Genomic DNA, 20,567 nt, shown 5'->3' on the forward strand with positions numbered 1-20,567 from the left:
ACCGGTGTGCGGTTGGTGCGCACCGACGGTCGCGGGCGTGCCGGGGTCGGTCCATCGTGGACGGACGTCCTGTGGTCCCATGTCTCCATGATCAGTCCCACACCTCTCATGCGTCTGGTGGCCGGCGTCTGGGGATTCAAGACCCTCGCTGTCGGCGTCGAACTCGGCCTCTTCAACCGCCTCGCGAACGGGCGGACCCTCACGGTCGGCGAGGCCGCCGCCGAGTTCGGGCTGGCCGAACGCCCGGCGGATCTGCTGTTGGCCGCGTCCGCGTCACTGGGCCTGTTGGAGAAGGTCGGCGACGGCTACGGCAACTCCGACCTTGCCGAACAGTTCCTGGTCGAAGGCCGCCCCTACTACTTCGGTGCACAGATCCGCTACTCCGACCTGCGGACCTACCTGCCCTGGCACCGCATCGGCGAAGCCCTGCGCACCGACCGGCCCCTCACCTGGGACCCGCAGGCCCAGCAGTCGATGTTCGATACCACTGACCCGGAGATGCTGGCGCAGTTCTGGGACGCCATGTTCTCCACTTCCAGCTTCACCGCCCGCGCGCTGGCCGACGCGTACGACTTCGGCGCACACGCCCGGCTGCTCGACGTCGGCGGTGGGGCCGGGGCGTTCCCGATCGAGTTCTGCCGCCGGCTGCCCAATCTGCGGGCGACCATCCTCGACCTGCCGCACGTGTGCGTCCGCGCCGAGGAGCGAATCGCGGCGGAAGGCATGAGCGGGCGGATCGGCACGGTCGGCGGCGACTTCCTGGCCGACCCGGCGCTGCCGGACGGGCACGACGTCATTCTGCTGAGCATGATCCTGCATGACTGGGACGAGCCGACGAATCGAGCGCTGCTGGCCAAGTGCCACGCGGCGCTGCCGCCCGGTGGGGCGGTCGTCATCTGCGAGCTGCTGCTCAACGACGAGCGCACCGGTCCGCCGGAGGCGGCTCTGATGGGCATGAACATGCTGGTGGAGACCGAGGGCGGCAGGAACTACTCCGGTGCCGAGTACACGGCCTGGCTCACCGACGCCGGCTTCGTCGACGTCCGCACCGTGCCGTTCGACGCCCCGGGCGCCAACGGAGCGGTGGTCGCCCGCCGGGCCTGACCGCCGGCGTGCCCGCTCCGGCTCCGGCGCCGACGACCTCGCCGCCCCGGTTCCGCCGCCTCGCCCGGCCACGGGCGTGCTGGTCGGCGGGCGCGGTCGGCCGGCTCGTCGGCGCCGGTGGTATCCGGGCGGTCCGGAGACGCCGCTCGGCGAGGGACGTCAGTCCGGGTCCGGCAACCACGGCCCGAGCACGGCGGGCTCGGCGACCGCCTGCCGCACCCGCTCACGCTCCGGGGCGGTCAACGGGAGTGCCGTGAGCCGAGCGCCCCAGTCGGGCACCAGCTCCGGCTTCTCCAGCGCGACCGACAGCTCGATCAGCCCGGCCAGCGCCAACGCCTGTTCGACGGCCGGCGCGGCGTCGCCGTGCCGACGCAGCCCCGAGTTGAGCGCCCGGAAGGCGGCCAGGTCGTCGCTCTTGAACTCGCGCAGGATCCGCGCGTTGTCGAGGACCCGGGTCAACCCCCGCAGCTGCTTCGAACCGCCGTACTCCAGCTCCGCCGGCTCGTCGCGTTGGATGAAGATGATGGTGTTCCCCGACGGGTCGACGACGCTGAACCGCGACGCGCCGGGGCGGTAACGGGTCATCCGGGGGCGCCCCTTGGCGAGCACTCTGCCGTGGGTGCGGCGCATCGCCTCGCTGAACGCCGCGTGGTAGGGCGCGACCGCGTCGACCATCACCAGGCAACCGCCGGTGTTCTCGGCCGACGGGTCCACGCCGCTCGGTGCGCCGCCGTAGTGCAGCTCGAACCCGCTCCACCGGAACGCCAGGTAGACGTACGGCTTCGTCTGCTCGTAGGTGACCTCGAACCCGAGCGCGCGCCAGAACGCCAGGGTCTCCTCCGCCGACACGCAGTGCAGCAGCGGCACCGTGGTCTCGTTCGGCTGGACGTGGTCCTCGGTCATCGTCGGCACCCACTCCCCGTCCGGGTCGACAGCCCGGCCATTGTGCCAACGTGCGCGGCGCCCCGCACGCCCCCGGGCCGGGCGAGGACGGGCGTGACCGGCCTCGCCGGGATGACGCCCGAGGGTCGAGTTGTGGGCTCAGTGCGCCGACTGGGCGCCGAGTTCGACGAGGAGCACGCCGGCGGCGATGAGACCGATGCCGAGCATCATGACCTTGGTGAGCGGGTCGTCGAAGGCGAGCCGCGCGATGACCGCGGTCAGTGCGATGCCGGCCGCGGCCCAGACGCCGTAGGCGACGCCGACGGCCATGCCGGCGCGCAGGGCCAGGCTGAGGAAGACGAAGCACGTCACGTAGCCGCCGACGACGACGGGCGCCCATGCCTTTCTGCGCAGACCCTCGGAGGCACGCAGTGCCATGGTGGCGGTTACCTCGAAGGCGATCGCGGCGGCGAGGAAGACCCAGCTCATCGTGCCCCCTGGGGCTCGTGGTGGACGTCGGGCGGCGAGGTGTGTCCCGGTTCCGCCTGGTGGGAGCCGAGTTCGACGAGCAGGACGCCGGCGACGATGACGGCGAAGCCGAGCCCCATCACCCAGGTCAGCGCGTCGCCGAACAGCAGCGCGGCCAGCAGCGCGGCGAGGGTGACCCCGCTGGCGGCCCAGATGCCGTACGCGACGCCGATCGCCATGCCCTCGCGCAGGACCAGTGAGATGAGGACGAAGGAGAGGGTGTAGCCGACGACGACCAGCGCGATCCACGCGGCGTGGTCGTTGGCCGCCCGCAGGGCGAGGGTCCCGCTCACCTCCAGGCCGATGGCTCCGGCGAGGTACAGCCACTGCTTCACGAGTCGTCGCCTTCCGCGGTCAGGTCCTCGATGAGCGCGACGAGGGCGTCGCGGTCCTGCGGTTCGGGTGGGAACAGGCCGGTGGCTGACGCGCTCCAGAGGCCGTCGGCGGCCAGCCGGGCCAGGGTGAGCCGGGCGCGCGTGGCCGGTGGCAGGTCCGCTGGCAGGTCGAACCACTTGGCTAGCCGCCCGATCCAGGGCCCCGACAGCGCCGGCCGGTAGGCGGCTTCCGCGGCGACCGCGTACTCCGCGCGGCTGGCGTCGCCGCCGTACGCGACGCGCGCGTACGCCCGGATCCGCGCGGCGGGGGTCGCCCGGTCGAACGGCACCGCGAGCGTGGCGAGCATCGCGTCCTCGACCCGGCCGGCGGCGTGGTCGACGATCGCCAGCAGGAGGGCGTCGCGGGTCGGGAAGTGGTACATCAGTCCCGGCTTGGTCATCCCCGCCTGCCGGGCGACGGCGTCGAGGGTGATGTTCGCGCCCTCCTCGGCGGAGACCAGGGTCATGGCCGCCTCGAGGATGACGGTTCGCTGGCTTGGTCGCATCCGGTTACTTTACCGTCCGGACGGTAAAGTAACCGGGCGTTCGCGAGCACGATCACGAACAGGAAGCCGGGCGGCCGAGGATCCGACCGCGCTGACCAACCTGGCGGATTTTCACCACCGCAACGGCGGTGAAGCGCAGACCGGCCCGAACAGGCGTAGGCTGGGGCCATCCCGGAAACGACGACATCCCACTCCTGAGGTGCCTGCCACGCCGGCTCCCACCGAAGGCATGCGAGGTCCGCACCCGATCCGCGGTGGCACGACCGACCGCCCGGGACACAGTTCTCACCTTCCGACGGCCCACGGTGCCGTCGACCCGTGCCACGGTACGGGCGCCCGGGTCGGCACCACGGTGACCCGCACCGCCCGCACCCGGCCACAGCCGTAGGCGACCCGCAGCGACGAGGACCCGCAGCGCCGCCCCTGATCGGGGCGGGCGAACCGGCCGGACGGGGTCGACGAACCGGGTGCCCTGCCGCCGCACGACGCGACCTGACGCACGACCCCACCGCTACGCCGCGGTCACGGCGATGAGGATCCGACATGACGCCATCGCCCCACGCCCTCGCTCCCCCGTCGACGCCGCGTTTGCGGATCGAACCGACCCGGTCCACACGCACGCTGCTCGACGGCGGCTGGTGGCCCCGATCGACAGACCCGCTCGCGGAACTGCCCGGCCTCGTCCTCGCCATCGACCTGCTGCACGGCCCGATCGTCCGGCTGGTCCTCAACGCCGACGCCTGGGACGGCAACCCGCGCCACCTGGCGGTCGACGGCAGGGTGCTGCGGTTGGGCTACTTCACCAGCCAGCCCGCCACCCTGCTGACCGCGATCTGCCGCAACGACGACCGCGTCGACCTGCTGGTCGTACCGCCGGAGACCCCGGCGGGACTGGCCGAGGCGGCGATGGCGCTCGCCGCCACCGCCGGCAACCTGGTCCACTCCCCGCAGTTGCTCGTCGCCGCGGGAACGACGTCCGACGCGAGGACCGACAGCGCGGACAGGCACAGCTGGGAGAGCGAGGGCGGCCGACTCCGCACCACCCCCGAGGCCCCTGCCGCCGTCGCTTCCCACCCGACCGACGCCGAGTCGGCCGGGATGTCCGCGCCGGCGCCCGCACCGACAGCGCCCCCGCCGAGGCAGCGGCACACCGGAGACCTTCCGACCATCGCCACCAAGGAGCAGACCATGACGATCTCCCGGAACACGATCGTGGCCGCACTGCGTCGACGCGGCCAGCACACCAGGGCCGACTGGGTCGAGCGGGAACTGCCCGCGCAGGTCGACACCACCCGGCACGCCGGGCTGCTCGCGACCCTGCGTCTCGACCTCACCGAACTGGGCGAGTCGACCGCGCGGTGAGAGTGGCCCTGCTGGGCCCGGTGGCCTGGCGGACGCCGCCGCGCCACTACGGCCCGTGGGAACAGGTGACCGGCCTCCTCGCCGAAGGCCTCGTCGCGCGGGGCGTGGACGTGACGCTCTTCGCCACGTTGGACTCGATCACCTCCGCCACCCTGGACGGGGTGTGCCCGCGCGGCTACGCCGAGGATCAGGGCATGGACGGGCGGGTCTGGGAGGCGATGCACGTCTCTCACGCGTTGGCCCGCTCCGCCGAGTTCGACCTCGTGCACAGTCACCTGGACTGGTTGCCGCTGGCCTTCGCCGAGCACTGCGACGCCCCGCTGCTGACCACCGTGCACGGCTTCTCCGGCGCGGGAATCCTGCCGGCCTACGAGAAGGGCCGCTCGGCCTACGTCTCCATCTCCGACGCCGACCGGGTCCGCGGACTCGACTACCTCGCCACCGTCTACCACGGGGTCGACCTGGACGGACTGCCGTTCACCCCGGATCCCGGTCCCGGGCTGGTGGCCTTCGGCCGGATCCACCCCGACAAGGGCACCCACACCGCCATCGAGATCGCCCGGCGGGCCGGCCGGCCGCTGACCATCTACGGCATCGTGCAGGACGAGCGGTACTTCCGCGAGCAGGTGGAGCCGCACGTCGACGGCGAGCGGGTCGCCTTCCTGGGCGCCGTGGGCCCACGGCGCCGCGGCGAGGTACTGGGCGGCGCCGCCGCGCTGCTGCACCCCGTCGCCTTCGACGAACCGTTCGGCCTGTCCGTGGTGGAGTCGATGGCCTGCGGAACACCGGTCGTCGCGTACGCCCGCGGGTCGATGCCCGAGGTGGTCGACGTGGGGGTGACGGGCCTGCTCGTGCGGACCGTCGCGCAGGCCGTCGAGGCCGTCGGCCGGGTGGTGGCGATCGACCGCGCCGCCTGCCGGGCACGGGCCCGGCAGCGCTTCGGCGCCGACCGGATGGTCGCCGACTACCTGGCCGTCTACGACGACCTCATCGGTCGACCGGAACGCTGACACTGTCCAGATGCCGACAATTCGCTCCGAATCCGGCTCCACTCGATCCAGGTTCACCGCCGGCCCCACCCCCCGCTGACGCGGCGGCCGCCCCCTGAACCCGTTCCGTCGGCCGTCCACGTCGGCCGACGCGCGCCGTTACCTCGTGAGGCCCGCCCCGTTCCCTCGGTGGCGGCCGACAACCGGAAGGCACGGCACCCGATGTCCACCCGTTACGGCTTCCTGAGCACCCACCCGCCGACCCGCTGCGGACTGGCCACCTTCAACTCGGCCCTCACCGCCCATCTCACCGCCGGCGGCCCGCCGGGCGGCGTCGTGCGGGTCACCGCCCCCGGTGACGACCAGCGCCCGGATCCCTCCGTGGTGCACACCTGGTCGACGCGGAACGCGGCCGGCTGGCGGGGCGCGGCCACGGCGCTCAACGCTTTCGACGTGGCCGTGGTGCAGCACGAGTACGGCATCTACCCCGGGACCGACGGCGAGGACGTCCTGCCGCTGATGCGGCGGCTCACCGTGCCGAGCATCGTGGTCCTGCACACCGTGCTCCGTCAGCCCTCGGCCCGGCAGAAGACCCTGCTGGAGCAGATCGTGGCCGCCGCCGGCGCGGTCGTCACGATGACCGGCACCGCCCGCGACCGGCTGCTCGTCGGCTACGCGGTGGACCCGGCGAAGGTGTCGGTGATCCCGCACGGCGCCGCCGACGCCGTGGGCGCGCCCACCCCGCGGCGGACCCGACCGCACCTGCTCACCTGGGGACTGCTCGGGCCCGGCAAGGGGATCGAGTGGGCGTTGCGGGCGCTGGCCCGGTTGCAGGACCTGGAACCGACCCCCACGTACACCGTCGCCGGTCGGACCCATCCGAAGGTGATCGAGCACCAGGGCGAGGCGTACCGGGCCGGCCTGCACCGCCTCGGCGCCGAACTCGGCGTCGCGCACGCCGTGGACTACCAGGCCGCGTACCACGACGAGGCCACCCTCGGGGCGCTGGTGCGCTCCGCCGACGTGGTGCTGCTGCCCTACGACTCGGCCGAACAGGTGACCTCAGGCGTCCTGATCGAAGCGGTGGCCGCCGGCGTCCCCGTCGTCGCCACACCCTTCCCGCACGCCGTCGAGCTGCTCACCGGCGGCCCGGGTCTGGTCGTACCCCATCGGGACCCGACGGCGCTGGCGGCCGCGATCCGGCGGATCCTCACCGAACCCGGCCTGTCCGCCAACCTCGCCGGCCGCTCCCGACCGATCGTGGCGGACCTGCGCTGGCCGGCGGTGGCGGCGCGGTACGAGGCCCTCGCCGGACGGCTCATCGCCGGACGGTCGCCCCGGGTCACCCCGGCAGCGGCGTGACCACGTCGCGCGACCGGGCCGGCGACGGCGGCCACGGCACCGGGATGCCGGCACCCGCGCCGAGCTTCACCCACCTGGCCCGGCTCAGTGACGACACCGGCCTCTTCGAGCACGCCCGGCACGCCATCGTCCGTCGGGAACACGGCTACTGCACCGACGACGTCGCCCGGGGTCTGCTGGTCGTCAGCCGCGAGCCGGAGCCGTCGGCGCAGGTGCTCGGGCTGGCCGAGCGCTACCTGGCCTTCCTGACCCACGCCCAGGACGGTCGCGGCGCCTTCCACAACCGCCTCGGCCACGACCGGCGCTGGACCGACCAGCCCGGTCTCGGTGACTGGTGGGGGCGTGCGCTGTGGGGGCTGGGGACGGCCGCCGCCCGCAACCCCGCCGACTGGATCCGCACCGAGGCGCTCGTGGCCTTCAGCCGCGGCGCCGCCCGACGTTCGGCCGCACCGCACGCCATGGCCTTCGCCGGCCTGGGCGCTGCCGAGGTGCTGCGCCGCCATCCCGGGCACGCCGTGGCGGGGACGCTGCTCGACGACGCCGCCGGCGCCGTCGGCCCCGTCGGCCCCGATCCGCGCTGGCCGTGGCCGCAGCAGCGGCTCAGCTACGCCAGCGGCGCCCTCGCGGAGGTCGTCATCGCCGCCGGCCAGCTACGCGGAGACGCCGCGCTGCTCGCCGACGGGCTGCGCATGCTGACCTGGCTGTGCGAGGTCCAGGTGCGCAACGGGCGGCTCTCGGTCGTACCCGTCGGCGGCTGGCGGCGCGACGGCGCTCGTCCACGCCACGACCAGCAACCCATCGAGGTCGCCGCCCTCGCCGACGCGTGCGCGACCGCCGCCACGATCACCGGCGACCCGGCCTGGAGGATCGGGCTCGGGCGGGCCGTCGGATGGTTCCTGGGAAACAACGACCTCGGCATGGCGATGTGGGACCCGGCGACCGGCGGCGGCTACGACGGGCTCACCCCGCACGGCCCCAACTTCAACCAGGGCGCCGAGTCGACCCTGGCGCTGATCTCCACCATGCAGCACGCCCGGCAGTGGTCGTGACCGGGATCCTGGCCACCCGCCAGAGCCTCACCCTCACCCCCGATCCCCGGCGGGTCGTCGTCAAGCTCTTCGTCCCGGGTGAGGACGCCGCCGTGGCGCACACCCGCGCGCACGACCTCGTCGACCGGATCGCGGACCTCGACACGGACGAGACCCACGTCCTGCTCCGACAGACCCTGCACGACTTCGGCGACCGGCACCGCGACCTGGAGGGCACCTTCCGGCACCACTACGAACTCGTCCGGCACCGGGTCGCCCGCACCCGGCAGCTCTCCCCCGCCGCCCGGCTGCTGGTCGGCGCCTACTTCAGCCACGAGTACGCCGTCGAGGCCGCGGCGCTGTGCAACCCGTCCATGGTGTCCCACCCCGACCAGTCGGCGCTGCGCCCGGGGCAGCTGCGGGTGGCGGTCAGCCTGCGCCAGATCGGTGAGGGCCACCTCTCTTCCGTCGGGTTCGCCAGCGCCGTGCTGGGACCCGGCAGTCGCCTCGCCGTGCAGGGGCGGTCGGGACCGCTGGTGAGCGGCCGGCGCGGCCACGTCCGACACCGACGGGACCTGCTGGCTGCCGGGCTACGCGAGGAGGGCTGGGACAACGAGGTCTGCGCCACCGTGCTGGCCGCCCTGCCGGAGCAGTACGACGAGGCAGGTTTCGAACGGGTACTGGCCGCCCTGCCGCCCGACCTGTTCTACCGCCACACCACCCCGGACACCCTGGAACAGCTGCGCCGGATCTCCGCGGCCAGCTACGCCGTCGCCTTCCCGGCCGACACCCTCCTGCACGAGCGGGTGCTCTGGCCGGCCACGGCGGCGGAGAGCAACGGCATGGAGGACGCCCGGTTCGTCAGGTTCGTCGACGACGCCGGCGTCGCGACCTACCAGGCGACGTACACCGCCTACGACGGTCGACGCATCGCCGCCCGGAGGTTGGCCAGCGACGATCTGAGCCGGTTCCGGATCGACCCGATGCGCGGACCGGGCGCCCGGAACAAGGGCATGGCGCTCTTTCCCCGGACCGTCCATGGCGGGCACCTGGCCCTCTGCCGCTCCGACGGCGAGACCATCGGACTGACCGTCCTGGCCGATGACGGCACCTGGCAGGCCCCCGTGCCGCTGCACGGGCCGCGCCGCAGCTGGGAGTTGATCCAGGTGGGCAACTGCGGGTCGCCCGTCGAGACCGCGGCGGGCTGGTTGGTGCTCACCCACGGCGTCGGCCCGATGCGCCGCTACGCCATCGGGGCGCTGCTGCTCGACCTGCACCGCCCGGAGCGGGTGATCGCGGAGCTGCCCGGGGCGCTGCTGGCCCCCGACGACACCGAGCGCGAGGGGTACGTGCCCAACGTCGTCTACTCCTGCGGCGGTCTGCTCCACGACGAGCTGCTCTGGCTGCCGTACGGTGCCAGCGACGCCCGGGTCGGCTTCGCCACCGTACCCCTGGACGCGCTCGTCGACGCGATGGTCGGGCAGCGGTCCGGCTGAGTGCCGAGCGGCCTGAGCGCACCGCCGGCCGGCCGGTCTCACACCTTCTTTTGACAGAGGCGGGTCAGGACGGTGCGCGTCGGTGTCGGACCCACCTGGTTGAGCCGTGCCGACCCCGGCGGCCGGTGAGCGGCCGCCGGGGTCTGCCCGGTCAGGACTCGGAGGTCCTGCGGCGGTAGAGGAAGAGCAGGCTCGCGCCGGTGGCGACGGCGAGGCTGCCGAGGCCGGTCAGGACGGGCACGAGCGCACCACCGCCGCTAGCACCGGTCACCGGCAGCTGCGTACGGCTCGGGGTCGGGACCCAGGTCGGCGTTCGCGTGGGCTGTCCCGTCGGCGAGCCGGTGGGGCTCCCGGTGGGCTGACCGGTCGGGGTGCCCGTCGGGGTGCCCGTGGGAGTACCGGTCGGGGTGCCGGTCGGGGTGCCGGTGGGTTGACCGGTCGGAGTGCCCGTGGGAGTGCCCGTCGGGGTCCCCGTCGGAGTGCCGGTGGGCTGACCGGTCGGAGTGCCCGTGGGGGTGGTGGTCGGGCTTCCTGTCGGCTGGAGGCAGACGGGGGTGTTGATGGTGTTGGTGTCGAGGGTGACGGCGCCGGTCTGGGCCAGGGCCCGGCCCTGGAGGGTCGCGCCGGTGTTCATGCTGATCGAGGTCTGGGCCAGGATGTTGCCCACGAACCGGGTGCCGGTGCCGAGCGTCGCCGAGCTGCCCACCTGCCAGTAGACGTTGCAGGGCGAGGCGCCGTTGATGAACACCACGCTGCTGTTCGCGGCGGTGATGAGGGTGGAGGCGATTTGGAAGATGAACACCGCCGCCGGGTCGTTCTGACTGTTGAGCGTCAGCTGGCCGGTCAGTTGCGCGGCGCCGATCCGGTACACCCCCGGGGTGAGCGTGGCGCCGCCGAGTTCCGCCGGCCGGTTGGTGAAGGGAGTCCGACCGGCGGCGTCGTTGTACGCGGTGGTCAGGTCGTTCTTGGCCTGCAGGGCGACGTCGTCGGCGAGGTGGATCTCGCCGGCGACGGTGCCCGGCGGGAAGCCTGTCGCTTGGCTGCCGGGGTGGACACCGAGGCTCTGCGCCAGGAAGCTGTCACCGGTGTTGGTCACCTCCGAGCCGGCCAGTACGGAGAAGTTCGCCGCTGTGCCCAGGCCGACCGGCGCCTCGGCCGCGCTGGCGCCGGTGCCACTGACGATCAGCACGGCGACGGCCGCGGTGGCGGCGGCGACGGCTGCGAGCGCCGGCATGGCCGCGCGCCGAAGATGACGGATTCGGGTGACTGTCACGATGCTGCCCTCTCATGGTGCGTCTCCGGCCGGCACTGTCGCTTGAGCGCGCCGAAGTCACACACGTGCAATATTAGGTAATCGGACTTTTGCACGCAGAAGGCGTAAATGCGCCGGAAATCCCGAAATCCTCGCCCATCGACCGGTGAGGAGTTCTGGCTCGGCCCGGCGGCGCCACAGGCTGAACACCCGACCGTGTCGAATGCGCCGAATCGCCCCTCGCCGCCGCCGTGGTGTCTCCACGATGTGAACAAGGTCGGACTCAGAACCGAGAGGGGTAGTGCGCGATGAGGCGTCGACGCAGCAGGAGGGTGCCGCTGCTACAGGCGGCAACGATGTCGCTGGCAGCGATGGTGGCGGCGGCAGCCGTCGTACGGGCCCGGCGCCGGCGCGCCGTCAACGACGCGGCGGCCGGTGATCTTTCGGCCCTGCGGGACAGCGCGTTCGCCGACGCGGGCACCGGCGGGCTACCGGTCCCCGGCGGCGCGGTCGCCCGGGACAAGCAGACGGCGCCACCGGCGGCCGCGGCGCGGTGAGGACGGGAGCGCCGCCCCGCGCCCGGGCCGGCACGGCGCCGGCCCGGCGTGATCGGGCGGCGCCCGCCCGACACCCCGGATGCGTGCGCCCTGGCGCGCCGCCCCCCGTCCCGTCCGCGCGGATCGGGGCGGACGGGTGCGCCGCCCCGCCGCGACCGGGACGGCCGCCGGGCCACGGGAGCAGGTCACGGTCGGCCCCGACGCGGGCCCGCTGCTCACCACCGCTCCGACCAGTCCCGCGCCAGAGCCTCGTCCCCACACGCCCGACCTCACTCGCCCTGAAGGACCGCCTGTCCGACGACGACAGGCCGAGAACGCCACGCGCACGGAGCCGCGACGATGAGCGATGCGACCCTCGACACCCGACGTCACGGTGGCAGTCAGTACGCGGAACTGTCGCGCCTGATCCGGCGGGCGGGACTCCTCGATCCGCGGCGCGGCTACTACGCGCTGCGCATCGGCACCCTCGGCGGGTGCTACGTCGGCACCTGGGCGCTGTTCGGGTGGCTCGGCGAGTCGTGGTGGCAACTGGCCGTCGCGGCCGTCCTCGCGGTGGTCTTCGCGCAGGCCGGGTTCATCGGTCACGACGCCGGCCACCGCCAGGTCTTCCGCACCCGTCGCGCCAACGACCTGGTCGGCCTGATCCACGGCAACCTCCTGATCGGCCTCAGTTACGGCTGGTGGGTCGGCAAGCACAACCGCCATCACGCGCACCCGAACACCGAGGGCCACGACCCGGACATCGTCGTGCGGCCGTTGTCGTTCACCCGCGGGCAGGCGCGGGAGCAGCGCGGGCCCGGTGCGCTGGTGGTCCGTCACCAGGCGTACCTGTTCTTCCCGCTGCTGCTGCTGGAGGGCCTGCACCTGCACGCCAACAGCGTCAAGGCCCTCGTCGGCGCGAGCCGGATCAGGCGGCGTCCCGTGGAGGCCGCGCTGCTGGCCGCGCACACCGTCGGATACCTCGGGGCCGCGATCCTCGTGCTGAGCCCGGCGCAGGCCGTCGCGTTCGTCCTCGTCAACCAGGGCCTGCTCGGCCTCTACCTCGGCAGTGCCTTCGCCCCCAACCACAAGGGCATGCCGATCCTCGCCGCCGACGACCGGCTGGACTACCTGCGGCGCCAGGTGCTCACCTCCCGCAACGTGCGCGGCAACTGGTTCGTCGACGCCCTGCTCGGCGGCCTGAACTATCAGATCGAGCACCACCTCTTTCCCAGCATGCCGCGACCCAACCTCCGTCGCGCCCGGCCACTGGTCCGCCAGTTCTGCGCCGACCACGAGATCCCCTACCACGAGACCAGCCTGACGCGCTCGTGGCGCCAGGTGCTGGGGCACCTGCACGCGGTCGGATCGGGCCGACCGGCCGACGACGCCGGCCCGGGCTGAGGCGCGGGCCGCTCGCCGGGTCCCGCCGCGCCGGACGCCGCCGACGGCCCCGCCCTACCGGCGGGTCGGGGACGCCGATCACGCACGCGCGTGCCATCGGGTCCACCGCGCGTTCCTCGGGCCGCGTTCCGAGGGTCGGTCCCGGGCCGGTCGGCGGGCGCGGGATGCGCCGGCACCCGTGCGGTGACGTACAGTTCCGGGTCGGACTTGGCGTGGGCCGGGAAGACACGGCGCGGAAACGGGACGAGACAGCGACGGCATGACGGCGGACAACATCACGGAAACCGGCCACAACGGCATCGACCGGACCCAGCTGGAGACCTGCCTCAGCGTCTTCGAGGCGTTGGAGGACCTGCCTCCCGACCACCCCGACGTGGTACGGGTGCAGCGGGCCACCGCGCGGCTCTACAAGGTGATCAAGCAGCGCCGCCGCGAGGAACGGCGGGACGCCATCGCGGCGGCCGACCGCGCGGTGACGGCCGCCACCGCCACGGGCGCGCCGGGCCGGATCGACGACGAGACCCAGGGGATCCCGCTCGCCTCCCCCACCGAGGGCACGACGGCCGGCTTCCTGCACAACCCGCGCGGCTGCTACATCTGCAAGCAGCGCTACCGCGAGGTGGACGCCTTCTACCACCAGCTCTGCCCGCCCTGCGCCGCGTTGAACCGGGAGCGCCGCGACGCCCGCACCGACCTGACCGGCCGCCGTGCGCTGCTCACCGGCGGCCGGGCGAAGATCGGCATGTACATCGCGCTGCGGCTGCTGCGCGACGGCGCGCACACCACGGTGACCACGCGGTTCCCGCACGACGCGGTACGCCGGTTCGCGGCGATGCCCGACAGCGGGGACTGGCTGCACCGCCTGCGGATCGTCGGGATCGACCTGCGCGACCCCGCCCAGGTGATCGCGCTCGCCGACTCGGTCAGCGAACAGGGCCCCCTCGACATCCTGATCAACAACGCGGCGCAGACCGTGCGGCGCAGCCCCGGGGCGTACGCGCAGCTCGTCGCCGCGGAGGCGGCGGCCCTGCCGGAGGGCCCCCTGCCGGAGGTCGTCACATTCGCCAAGCCGGCCGGCCGGGGCGATCCGGCGGGCGGCCTGACCGCCTCGCCGCAGTCGACCCCGCTCACCCCGCACGCGCTCACCGCGCTCGCGCTGACCAGCGGCTCCGCCTCGCCGGAACGGATCGCGGCGGCCACCGCCATCGACGCCGGCGGTCTGGTGCCGGACCTCGACCCGGTCAACAGCTGGGTGCAGCGGGTGCACGAGGTCGACCCGGTGGAGCTGCTGGAAGTGCAGCTGTGCAACGTGACGGCCCCGTTCGTGCTGGTCAGCCGGTTGCGGCCGGCGATGGCCGCGGCGACGGCCCGCCGCAAGTACGTGGTGAACGTCTCGGCGATGGAGGGCCAGTTCGGGCGCGGCTACAAGGGGCCGGGGCACCCGCACACCAACATGGCCAAGGCCGCGCTGAACATGCTGACCCGCACCAGCGCCCAGGAGATGCTGACCGACGGCATCCTGATGACCAGCGTCGACACCGGCTGGATCACCGACGAGCGGCCCCATCCGACGAAGATGCGGCTGGCGGACGCCGGCTTCCACGCCCCGCTGGACCTGGTCGACGGCGCGGCCCGGGTCTACGACCCGATCGTCCGCGGCGAGCAGGGCGAGGACCTGTACGGCTGCTTCCTCAAGGACTACGCGCCCTGCGCCTGGTAACGGCGCGTTCACCAATTGGCCACTATTGCCAACCTTCGATGCGTGTGTAAAAGTTCTTCACTGACTTCAACCTCGTGCAAGAAATCCTTCGAGGGAGACCGGGATGAGAAGGACCACCACATGGCTGATGGGCCTCGCCACCGCGGCGGGGCTCACCATCGCGCTCGGCTCGGCGGCCGTGGCCGAGTCGGCGCCGGCCCCCCAGCCGCAGGCGCAGTCCGTGGCGGTGTCGGCGGTCGGTCCGCAGCCCGGCACCTTCGTCGGTAAGGGCTTCGACACCTGCACCGCCCCGTCGCAGTCGGCGATGGACGCGTGGCGCGCCAGCTCGCCGTACCGCGCGGTGGGCATCTACATCAGCGGCGCGAGTCGGACCTGCGCGCAGCCCAACCTGACCGCGACCTGGGTCACCAACCAGACCGCCAACGGTTGGCGCCTCATCCCCATCGAGCTCGGCTACCAGGCGCCCTGCGGCACCCGCGCGCCGAAGATGTCCGCCGATCCCGGCACCGCGCGCTCGCAGGGCCGCACCGCCGCCGACAGCGCCGCCAACGCCGCGCAGGCGCTGGGCATCGGCGCCGGCAGCACCATCTACAACGACATCGAGCACTACCCGACGACCGCGTCGTGCCGCGCCGCGGTGCTGTCGTTCCTGTCCGGGTGGGTCGAGCGGTTGCACACCAAGGGCTACCTGGCCGGCATGTACTCCAGCGGATCCTCGGGCATCCGGGACGTCTGCCTGGAGTACCACAACCCGAGCTACACGAGGCTGGACCAGATCTGGATCGCCTGGTGGAACGGCGTGGCCGACACCGACGCCGGGAGCTACTGTTCCGACGCCTACTACGCGAACCACCAGCGGTTGCACCAGTACGCCGGGGACGTGACGGAGACCTGGGGCGGCGTGACGATGAAGATCGACCGCAACTACCTGGATGTGAGCACGTCCCAGCAGCCGCCCCCGCAGCAGTGGACCACCACGATCGACAACACCACGTCCGGCCGGTTCACGGCGGGCGCCAACTGGAGCACGTCGTCGTACTCCGGGCAGCGCTTCGGCACCGACTACCGGTTCGCGAACCCGACCTCGGCCAGCGACGTCGCCTGGTACCGGGCGAACATCCCGGCGACGGGTACCTACGAGATCTCGGTCTGGTACCCCGCCGACCTCGGATACAACAGCCAGACGCCCTACCTCGTCGCCACCGCCTCGGGCAACCAGTCGGTGACGGTCGACCAGCGCGTCAACGGCGGGCGCTGGGTGTCGATCGGCGTCTTCACGCTCGCGGCCGGCGACGGCAACAAGGTCGGGGTGAGCCGCTGGACCAGCGGCAGCGGCTACGTGGTCGCCGACGCGGTTCGGATCACCCGGGCCTGAGCCCCCGTCTCCCGGTCGACGTGGTCCGGGCGGCGTCCCCCGACAGGGTCGTCCGCGCCGCCCGGCGTCACCTCCCGCACCCTCCCCCGCGCCCTGTGGTGCTCAGGGACGACCGGTCGCCGGGCTCGGGGGACCGAGGGTCTCGCCCTCGACCAGCTCGCAGGGCAGCAGGCGCTGGTGCTCGCTGCTCCGGCCGTGCAGGATGTCGTCGAGCACCTCGATGGCCTGCCAGCCCATCTCCCTGCGCGCGATGTGGAAGCCCGTGAAGTCGAGGTCGGTATCGGCCTGACGGGTGGGATCACCGAGGGCCACCAGGGACAGGTCACCGGGCACGGACAGGCCTCGGGCCCGCGCCGCCTCGGCCACCGCCGCCGCCTCGACCAGTTCCTCGCAGAAGACGGCGGTGACTCCGGTCGGGCGCAGTGCGTCGAGCAGTTCCGCCGAGGTCCTGCCGCCGACCTGCTCGTGTCGACCGTCCACTCCGGTCTCCCGGACCGCGGCGGTGAAGCCGGCGAGCCGGTCGGTGGCGGATTCCGCGCCCGCACCGGCGCCGACGTACGCCAGCACCCGGTGTCCGAGGTCGACGGCGCGGCGGACGAGGGCGGCGGTGGCCTGGGCGTAGTCCGCGCCCACGTAGGGCACCGGACCCCCCTCACCGGAGGGTAGATGGGCGTCGTCGCGTCGACCGACGGACACGAAGGGCATGTCGCCGGCGACCATCCGGGCCAGCTCGTCGCGGGGAATCTCCCGACCGAGCAGTACGCATCCGTCGGCGAGCCGGATGCGGTTGTTGTCGTGGAAGATCCGCCGGCTGCCGCCGCTCACGGGGGCGCTGGTGAACAGCAGCAGGTCGCACCCGATGCTCTCCGCGCACGCCTCGATGCCGGACAGGAACGGGTGGTAGAAGTTCGCGCTGGTGCTCGGGAACACCGACTCGTAGGTGAACACGCCCAGGATCTGGTTGTGCTGTCGCAGCAGCCGCCGGGCGAGCGGGTCGGCGACGTAGCCCGTCTCGCGGATGACGCGCAGCACCCGTTCCCGGGTCTCCGGGGCGATCCGCCAGGCCGCCTCACACCGGTCGTTGAGCACGAGTGACACGGTCGTCTGGCTGACCCCGGCCATCCGCGCGATCTCGTGCTGCGTCAGCCTGCCCCGCCCTGCGGACACGGATATCGGCCACCTTCTGAAGCGTCGCGTATCGAGGATTGTCGCCGTGGATGCTGCCCGGCCCGCAGAACCGGTGTCAAGGGCGACCAGCGAGAGTAATACGTATTACGGGCTCCGGCGGTCTTGACCCGGGGTTCTTGTTGATCCAAGACTCAGCGCATCCCCCGGCAACGCAAGGAGCCGACATGCCTGATCACCCCCTGTCCCGCCGCGGCCTTCTTCGGGCAGCCGGCCTCACCGTCGCCGGCCTCACCGGCCTCGCCGCCCTCGGATCCCCGGCGCACGCCCGGCCGAAGACCCCCCGGCTCGGCCGGATCGCCCTGGTCCCGCTCGACGACCGGCCCTACACCTGGTACGCCCCGCAACAGATCGCCACCGGCGCCGGCTACGACACCGTGCTACCGCCCCGGGAGGCCCTGGGTCGGCACTTCACCCCCGGCGACGGCCGCGCCGTCGGCCGGTGGTTGACCTCGTCCACCACCCAGGCCGACGCGCTGGTCGTCGCCCTACCGATGCTCGCCTACGGTGGACTGCTCAACTCCCGCAACAGCTCGGTACCGGAGGCCGAGGCGTTCGCCCGGCTGGCGGCGGTACGGGCCGTCCGGCGGCGCCGCCCGCACCGGCGGCTCTACGCCTTCGACACCATCATGCGGCTCACCCCCGAGGGGCCGTGGCGCAACGAGCTGCGGGCGTGGGCCACGGTGAAGGACGAGGTCGACAACCTCGCCATGGTGGAGAAGCGCCCGCAACTCGACGCGTTGGAGTCCCAGATCCCGGCCGACGTGCGCGACGACTACCTGGCCACCCGGGCGCGCAACCACCGGCTCAACCTGACGATGATCGAATGGGCGGCCGAAGGGATCTTCGACTTCCTCGTGGTGGGCCAGGACGACGCCACCGGCCACGGCCTGCACCGACCCGAGTCCCAGGCACTCGCCGCCCGCATCGCCGAGCTGGGCGTCGGCGACCGGGTGGTGATCTATCCGGGTGCCGACGTGGTGGCCGCCCTGCTCATCGCCAAGATCGCCGTCCGGGACGCCGACGTGCGCCCCCGGGTGAGCGTCGAGTACTCCCGGGCGCCGGGCGAGACCTGGACCGCCCCCTACCAGAACATCCCGTACGCCCGGCTCATCCAGGGCTACGTCGACATCCTCGGTGGCACGGTCGTGGACCGGCCGGAGCACGCCGACCTGGTCCTGATGGCCAACACGGGTGGCAGTTCCGCGTCGGTGGCGCCGTTCGCCGACCGCCTGGTCGCCCACGTGCGGGCCGGACGCCCCGTGGCCCTGGGCGACGACGCGGTCGCCGGGCACTCCGACCGGCGTCTGCTGTCCCTGCTCAATGGCCGGATCCGGTACGTCGAGCTGGCCGGCTACTCCGGCTGGAACGTCGGGATCAGCCTTGCCCAGGCGACGTCCCGCTGGGCGCTGCGGCAGCGCTCGGTCCGCGGCGACCTGCCGCCCGGTGCGCCCGGCACCCTCGGCGAGCCGGTCCTGGCCGCCCGGCGGGCCCTCCTGCACGACGCGGCCCGAGCCAGCATCGAACTGTCCGTCTCGGAACTGGTGCAGACCGATTCGTACCGCAACGACGTCCGCGCGGCCACCACCGCCTACGCGTCCGCGCTGGGCGAGCCGGACCCGCAGAACATCGCGACGCACTTCCAAGAGATCAACGCGTACGCGGTCGACAACACCACCCCGCACGCGCAGAAGCTGTTCGCCGACGAGTTCGCCGGGGCCACGCTCGCCCTGGGCAGCGACGGACGGGCGCCGGTGACGGCCCGCGTGGACCGGCTCGACGCCTGGCACCTCCACCTGCCGTGGAACCGCACCGGCGAGATCGCCGCCGAGCCCCGGATCGTCCTGACCCCGGACGGGGGGCCACGGTGAGGGCGCGGGCGGCCGCGCTGCTGGCCGCGCTCGTCGTCGGCGTCGCGCTGCCGGTCCCGACCGCGCCGGCCGCCGCCTCCGCTGCCGTCCCCCTCGTCGACAGCTACTTCGACTGGCTCGTGGCGTCGTACGACGGGGTCCGCAACGGGTTGCGCCGGGACATCGAACACGTCCACGGCGACCAACTCGTGATAGCCGGCCGGGCGTGCACCACGGCGAGTCCGTGCACCATCGGCGGACCGCGGCAGAGCACCGCCGCCTGCACCTCGCTGCAGTTCATCTCGGTCTATCTGGACCAACGGGCGGCGTACGAGCAGCGGTCGCTGTCGAGCGTGGAGACCGGGCTGGTCGACGAGTTCGCCGGCGCGGTGCTCGCCCACCGGCTACCCAAGGACCCGAACGCGCCGAAGATCTTCGACGACGCGGTGGCGAGCACCCCGGACGGCCAGATCCGCTACTTCACCTCGTTCGGCAACGCGGCGTGCGGAGAGGCGCTGCTGGCCGCCCACGAGGCGACCGGCGCCGCCGCCTACCTCGACGCCGCCACCGGCATCGGCGAGTTCCTGCTGCGGATGCAGGACCCGCGCGCCTACTACCAGGCCTACGGCGTGCATCCGTTCGTCGACGGGCTCGGCCAGCCCACCACCCCGCCGGGCGGCTACGTCGACCAGATCTCCAGCTGGAGCAACCTCTACTCGACGATGTCCACCTGGAACCTCACCGCGATCGCGTTCCTGCAACGGCTGGAGACGGCCGTGGCGCCGCCCGACGACCGGTACGGCCAGTCGGCCGCCACCGCCCGGCAGTTCCTCGGCACGGGACTCCAACTCGGCGCGGACTGGTACACCTTCGACTTCGACTCCCCCACCACCAGCCAGAACCGGGTGGTCGCGCAGAGCGCGTACAGCGCGGACTGCCGCGACAACCGGTGGCACCGCAAGGGCTCCTGCGCCTACACCGACGGCCAGATCGCGGGCGGGACCCTGGGCACCGACATGATCGAGTACGGGCTGGCCGGACTCTACGACCACGAACGCCAGCTCCACGGCGCCAGTGCCGCGGCTGCCGCCGTGACAAGCCTCTACACCACGTACACCAGCCTCCCGGGCTGGCACACCGCCTCGGCCAGCGACCCGCTCGACTGCGTCGACGACACCGCGGCCGGCGCCGTGGACCCGTACTACCCGCCGGACAACCAGGGTCCGACGCCGTCGGGTGACGCGCGGGACTACGACCCGCACCTGTCCTTCGGCGGCTTCTTCCGCCTCACCCCGCCCAACGAGAACGCCGAGGCCAAGTACTACGACATCGTCGGCTTCGGCATCCTCGCCGAGCTGCGCAAACAGGTGGTGCCAGCCAAGTTCGCCGCGGGTTACCAACGGTTGCAGCAGGCGGACCGTCAGGACGCCCTCTACGCCCTGCTCGACCGTTCGCTGGCCGCGATGTTCCTGCCCGCCCGGGACGCCGACGACCTCGACGGTGACAGCGACACCACCGAACAGCTGTGCAAGGGCACCCGGGGCACCCTCCCCGTCGCCCACAACGGCCTCGGCATCCTCAAGGCGGTCGGATACGCCGGCACCCGGTGACCGC

At 72.9% G+C, this 20,567-nt stretch carries 18 protein-coding genes; 12 read left to right on the plus strand and 6 right to left on the minus strand.

The features are described 5' to 3' along the window. Positions 1–87 precede the first annotated feature (87 nt). Complete coding sequence (locus ACLQ22_RS21780; protein WP_425693920.1) at positions 88–1,104, plus strand: methyltransferase; 1,017 nt, start codon at positions 88–90, stop codon at positions 1,102–1,104. 159 nt (positions 1,105–1,263) lie between these two features. On the opposite strand, the gene ACLQ22_RS21785 is transcribed toward ACLQ22_RS21780, so the two are convergent. The 4 genes from ACLQ22_RS21785 to ACLQ22_RS21800 form a co-directional block, all read right to left on the minus strand. Further along, on the minus strand, positions 1,264–2,007 hold the full coding sequence (locus tag ACLQ22_RS21785; RefSeq protein ID WP_425693921.1) for a glyoxalase: 744 nt from the start codon (positions 2,005–2,007) through the stop codon (positions 1,264–1,266). Positions 2,008–2,145: 138 nt separating this feature from the next. After that, complete coding sequence (locus tag ACLQ22_RS21790) at positions 2,146–2,475, minus strand: DMT family transporter (RefSeq protein WP_425693922.1); 330 nt, start codon at positions 2,473–2,475, stop codon at positions 2,146–2,148. After that, positions 2,472–2,849, minus strand: a complete 378-nt coding sequence (locus tag ACLQ22_RS21795) for a DMT family transporter (protein WP_425693923.1) — start codon at positions 2,847–2,849, stop codon at positions 2,472–2,474. The genes ACLQ22_RS21790 and ACLQ22_RS21795 overlap by 4 nt, the downstream gene beginning before the upstream one ends. Continuing rightward, on the minus strand, positions 2,846–3,394 hold the full coding sequence (locus tag ACLQ22_RS21800; RefSeq protein ID WP_425693924.1) for a TetR/AcrR family transcriptional regulator: 549 nt from the start codon (positions 3,392–3,394) through the stop codon (positions 2,846–2,848). The genes ACLQ22_RS21795 and ACLQ22_RS21800 overlap by 4 nt, the downstream gene beginning before the upstream one ends. A 543-nt stretch (positions 3,395–3,937) precedes the next feature. On the opposite strand from ACLQ22_RS21800, the gene ACLQ22_RS21805 reads away from it, so the two are divergent. The 5 genes from ACLQ22_RS21805 to ACLQ22_RS21825 all read left to right on the plus strand — a co-directional run bounded on the left by ACLQ22_RS21805 (position 3,938) and on the right by ACLQ22_RS21825 (position 9,631). Further along, positions 3,938–4,756 (plus strand): DUF5994 family protein, encoded by an 819-nt coding sequence (locus ACLQ22_RS21805; RefSeq protein WP_425693925.1) that lies wholly within the window; start codon positions 3,938–3,940, stop codon positions 4,754–4,756. Further along, positions 4,753–5,766: a glycosyltransferase family 4 protein gene (locus ACLQ22_RS21810; protein ID WP_425693926.1), complete on the plus strand. Its 1,014-nt coding sequence runs from the start codon at positions 4,753–4,755 to the stop codon at positions 5,764–5,766. Before ACLQ22_RS21805 ends, ACLQ22_RS21810 begins: the two co-directional genes overlap by 4 nt. A 201-nt stretch (positions 5,767–5,967) precedes the next feature. After that, positions 5,968–7,107, plus strand: a complete 1,140-nt coding sequence (locus ACLQ22_RS21815) for a glycosyltransferase (protein WP_425693927.1) — start codon at positions 5,968–5,970, stop codon at positions 7,105–7,107. Positions 7,108–7,151: 44 nt separating this feature from the next. Further along, positions 7,152–8,156 carry a glycosyltransferase gene (locus ACLQ22_RS21820; protein ID WP_425693960.1) on the plus strand — a complete coding sequence of 335 codons (1,005 nt, stop codon included), beginning with the start codon at positions 7,152–7,154 and terminating at the stop codon, positions 8,154–8,156. After that, positions 8,153–9,631 carry a glycoside hydrolase family 130 protein gene (locus ACLQ22_RS21825; RefSeq protein ID WP_425693928.1) on the plus strand — a complete coding sequence of 493 codons (1,479 nt, stop codon included), beginning with the start codon at positions 8,153–8,155 and terminating at the stop codon, positions 9,629–9,631. Before ACLQ22_RS21820 ends, ACLQ22_RS21825 begins: the two co-directional genes overlap by 4 nt. A gap of 151 nt (positions 9,632–9,782) precedes the next feature. Here ACLQ22_RS21825 and ACLQ22_RS21830 read toward each other — a convergent pair whose 3' ends face one another. After that, positions 9,783–10,865: an ice-binding family protein gene (locus tag ACLQ22_RS21830; RefSeq protein ID WP_425693929.1), complete on the minus strand. Its 1,083-nt coding sequence runs from the start codon at positions 10,863–10,865 to the stop codon at positions 9,783–9,785. Positions 10,866–11,239: 374 nt separating this feature from the next. On the opposite strand from ACLQ22_RS21830, the gene ACLQ22_RS21835 reads away from it, so the two are divergent. From ACLQ22_RS21835 to ACLQ22_RS21850, 4 genes are all read left to right on the plus strand, one after another. Beyond that, the gene (locus ACLQ22_RS21835) at positions 11,240–11,440 is read left to right on the plus strand and encodes a hypothetical protein (RefSeq protein WP_121398217.1); all 201 of its coding nucleotides are present in this window, start codon (positions 11,240–11,242) and stop codon (positions 11,438–11,440) included. A 339-nt stretch (positions 11,441–11,779) separates the two neighbouring features. Continuing rightward, the gene (locus ACLQ22_RS21840; protein WP_425693930.1) at positions 11,780–12,823 is read left to right on the plus strand and encodes a fatty acid desaturase family protein; all 1,044 of its coding nucleotides are present in this window, start codon (positions 11,780–11,782) and stop codon (positions 12,821–12,823) included. Between the two features lie 259 nt (positions 12,824–13,082). Next, complete coding sequence (locus tag ACLQ22_RS21845) at positions 13,083–14,543, plus strand: SDR family NAD(P)-dependent oxidoreductase (protein ID WP_425693931.1); 1,461 nt, start codon at positions 13,083–13,085, stop codon at positions 14,541–14,543. 103 nt (positions 14,544–14,646) lie between these two features. Beyond that, on the plus strand, positions 14,647–15,918 hold the full coding sequence (locus tag ACLQ22_RS21850) for a glycoside hydrolase domain-containing protein (RefSeq protein WP_425693932.1): 1,272 nt from the start codon (positions 14,647–14,649) through the stop codon (positions 15,916–15,918). Positions 15,919–16,020: 102 nt separating this feature from the next. Here ACLQ22_RS21850 and ACLQ22_RS21855 read toward each other — a convergent pair whose 3' ends face one another. Continuing rightward, a complete protein-coding gene (locus ACLQ22_RS21855; protein WP_425693933.1) occupies positions 16,021–17,085 on the minus strand; it encodes a LacI family DNA-binding transcriptional regulator in 1,065 nt (354 codons plus the stop codon). Between the two features lie 185 nt (positions 17,086–17,270). Between ACLQ22_RS21855 and ACLQ22_RS21860 the strand changes: the two genes are divergently transcribed. Together ACLQ22_RS21860 and ACLQ22_RS21865 are read left to right on the plus strand one after the other, a co-directional pair. Continuing rightward, on the plus strand, positions 17,271–18,974 hold the full coding sequence (locus tag ACLQ22_RS21860) for a DUF4127 family protein (protein ID WP_425693934.1): 1,704 nt from the start codon (positions 17,271–17,273) through the stop codon (positions 18,972–18,974). Continuing rightward, positions 18,971–20,563: a hypothetical protein gene (locus tag ACLQ22_RS21865; protein ID WP_425693935.1), complete on the plus strand. Its 1,593-nt coding sequence runs from the start codon at positions 18,971–18,973 to the stop codon at positions 20,561–20,563. Before ACLQ22_RS21860 ends, ACLQ22_RS21865 begins: the two co-directional genes overlap by 4 nt. Positions 20,564–20,567: the final 4 nt, after the last annotated feature.

This window comes from Micromonospora sp. DT178 (assembly GCF_049841695.1).
Taxonomy (GTDB): Bacteria; Actinomycetota; Actinomycetes; order Mycobacteriales; family Micromonosporaceae; genus Micromonospora.